This is a genomic window from Burkholderia sp. E168m23, from assembly GCF_016586125.1.
Classification (GTDB): domain Bacteria; phylum Pseudomonadota; class Gammaproteobacteria; order Burkholderiales; family Burkholderiaceae; genus Burkholderia; species Burkholderia orbicola.
On the sequence record NZ_BCPP01000934.1, the window covers coordinates 1 to 2,774 of the forward strand.

The following is a 2,774-nucleotide window of genomic DNA, read 5'->3' on the forward strand; positions in this document are numbered from 1 at the left end:
AGCGTCCAGTTGAACGACGGGCTGTTGTTGTACACCAGCTTCGCGTTCGGGATCACCTTGCGGATCTCGCTGACCATGCCGCCGATCTGTGCGATATGCGGTTTTTCGGTTTCGATCCACAGCAGGTCGGCGCCGTTCTGCAGCGACGTGATGCAGTCGAGCACGCAACGCGCTTCGCCCGTGCCGGCGCGGAACTGGAACAGGTTGCTCGGCAGGCGCTTCGGGCGCAGCAGCTTGCCGTCGCGCTTGATGACGACGTCACCGTTGCCCAGTTGGTCGGCCGACAGTTCTTCGCAATCGAGGAACGCGTTGTATTGATCGCCCAGGTCGCCCGGCTGGTTCGTCACGGCGATCTGCTTGGTCAGGCCAGCGCCCAGCGAATCGGTACGGGCGACGATGATGCCGTCGTCCACGCCCAGCTCCAGGAATGCGTAGCGGATCGCGCGGATCTTCGCGAGGAAGTCCTCGTGCGGCACCGTGACCTTGCCGTCCTGGTGGCCGCACTGCTTCTCGTCCGACACCTGGTTTTCGATCTGGATGCAGCACGCGCCCGCTTCGATGAACTGCTTGGCCAGCAGGTAGGTCGCTTCCGCGTTGCCGAAGCCGGCGTCGATGTCGGCGATGATCGGCACGACGTGCGTGACGTGGTTGTCGATCTTTTGCTGGATCGCGGCCTTGGCGGTCGCGTCCTTCGCGGCATCCAGCTCGCGGAACAGGCCGCCCAGCTCACGGGCGTCAGCCTGGCGCAGGAACGTGTACAGCTCGCGGATCAGCGCGCTGACCGAGGTCTTTTCGTGCATCGACTGGTCCGGCAGCGGGCCGAATTCCGAACGCAGCGCGGCGACCATCCAGCCCGACAGGTACAGGTAGCGACGTTCGGTGCTGTTGAAGTGCTTCTTGATGGAAATCATCTTCTGCTGGCCGATGAAGCCGTGCCAGCAACCCAGCGACTGCGTGTACTTGGACGGATCGGCATCGTACGCGGCCATGTCGGCGCGCATGATCTTCGCGGTGTACTTCGCGATGTCCAGGCCGGTCTTGAACTTGTTCTGGGCACGCATGCGGGCCGCATACTCGGGGCTGATGGCGTTCCACGCGCTGCCGTGGTTTTCCTTCAAGCCAGCCACTGCCTTGATGTCGTCTTGATATTGGGACATGTCTATCTCCTGGGAACGAAGCGCATTTGAGTAAAGGTTTCAGCGTGCCCGCCGCGCGTGACGAAGCGAACTGCATGGACTCAATAGTAATCCCGCCCAGCGAAATTTCGGTCAAGTCTTATATAAGACATAAGATATAAATTTTCGTTATTTTTCAATGAGATAGTCACGTGTTTTTGCGATGCAAAACACGGTTTCAAGCGGCGGTAAAACGTGACGACAGGAATTTCGCGCGACTTCCGCAATATGAAATGCCCTTTCGGCTGCTGAAGAATGGGCATGCGTCGACAAGGCGGGGCAACGACGGCCACTCCCCATAGTTAGGACAAAACGTCTATACTTGGACGATTATTTGATCCGTGTATATCGACGCATTGGCCTGCCGGCCCGGAGCGACATGAACGACTCTTCCGTTTTCGACACGCTGTGCGAACTGCTGAATACATCCGGCGCGCGTTTCCGCGTGCTCGAGCATCCGGCGGAAGGCAAATCCGACGCGATCGCCGCACTGCGCGGCACCCGCCCCGAACAGGGCGCGAAGGCAATGCTCTGCACGTTCAAGGATGGCGGCGACACCACCGCGCTCGCGGTGATTCCCGGGCACCTGAAAATCGACTTCCGCAAGGTCGCCGATGCGGTGGGCCGGCGCAAGGCGACGCTCGCGTCGCCTGACGTCGCGGCCGCCGTCACGCGCTGCGTGATGGGTGCCGTGCCGCCGTTCGTATTCGATGCGAACGTGACGCTCGTGGTCGATCCCGCGCTGGTCGAGCGCAACACCGAGATCGCGTTCAACGCCGGCCGCCTCGACCGCTCGGTCGTGCTCGACGCGGCCGACTATGTCCGGATCGCGCGCCCGCTGCTGGTCGACATCACGCGGCCCGAGACGACCGACACACCCGCCCCCCAGGACCACGCATGAGCACGAACCGCAAACCGCTGCCGTCGGAGCAGGCGTCGCTGATCGAACAGGTACAGCGCATCGCCGAAGGACTCGGCGAGATGTTCGCGCCGTTCACCGAGGTCGTCGTGCACGACCTCCGCACGCCGGAGCACGCGATCCTCGCGATCCACAACAACCTGTCCGGCCGCGCGGTCGGCGATCCCGCGACCGAACTCGGCCTCGCCCGCATCGCCGACGACGATTTCCCGCAGGTGCTCGCGAACTACCCGAACCGCTTCGCCGACGGCCGCACCGCGAAAAGCACGTCGATCGGCATCAAGGATTCGACCGGGCGCTACGTCGCCGCGCTGTGCCTGAACGCCGACGTCACGCTGTTCCGCGGCTTCCAGGGCATGCTGAACCAGTTCTGCCGCACCGATGGCGAGACCGTCGTCGAGACGCTGGACCCGGCCGGCGCGGACGCGATCCGGCAGCGCATCGACGCATTCGCGACGCGCCTCGCGACGACGCCGCGCGAGCTGAAGACCGACCAGCGCCGTGAACTGATGCAGACGCTGAAGGCCGACGGCTTCCTCGAGGTGCGCCGCGCGATGGAGATCGTGTCGCAGCATCTCGGCGTGTCGCGCGCGACCGTCTACAACGACGCGAAGTGACGCCGCGCGCCCGGCTTTGCCGTTTTGAGTTTCCCGTTGACTGACCTTTCCGACTCTCGAGCG

3 protein-coding genes are annotated in these 2,774 nt (G+C 63.3%); 2 read left to right on the forward strand and 1 reads right to left on the reverse strand.

The window, feature by feature from the left end:
- Window positions 1–1,157, reverse strand: a 1,157-nt coding sequence (locus tag JMF90_RS32190; RefSeq protein ID WP_201325944.1) for an isocitrate lyase, incomplete at its 3' end; no start/stop codon positions are given.
- A gap of 397 nt (window positions 1,158–1,554) precedes the next feature.
- On the opposite strand from JMF90_RS32190, the gene JMF90_RS32195 reads away from it, so the two are divergent.
- A complete protein-coding gene (locus tag JMF90_RS32195; RefSeq protein ID WP_011694750.1) occupies window positions 1,555–2,076 on the forward strand; it encodes a YbaK/prolyl-tRNA synthetase associated domain-containing protein in 522 nt (173 codons plus the stop codon).
- Complete coding sequence (locus tag JMF90_RS32200; protein ID WP_011547652.1) at window positions 2,073–2,711, forward strand: transcriptional regulator; 639 nt, start codon at window positions 2,073–2,075, stop codon at window positions 2,709–2,711. The genes JMF90_RS32195 and JMF90_RS32200 overlap by 4 nt, the downstream gene beginning before the upstream one ends.
- Window positions 2,712–2,774 lie beyond the last annotated feature (63 nt).

Excerpts from the sequence above, each read along its gene's own strand:
- JMF90_RS32195 (WP_011694750.1), top strand. The coding sequence starts at position 1,555 with ATGAACGACTCTTCCGTTTTCGACACGCTGTGCGAACTGCTGAATACA.
- JMF90_RS32200 (WP_011547652.1), top strand. The coding sequence starts at position 2,073 with ATGAGCACGAACCGCAAACCGCTGCCGTCGGAGCAGGCGTCGCTGATC.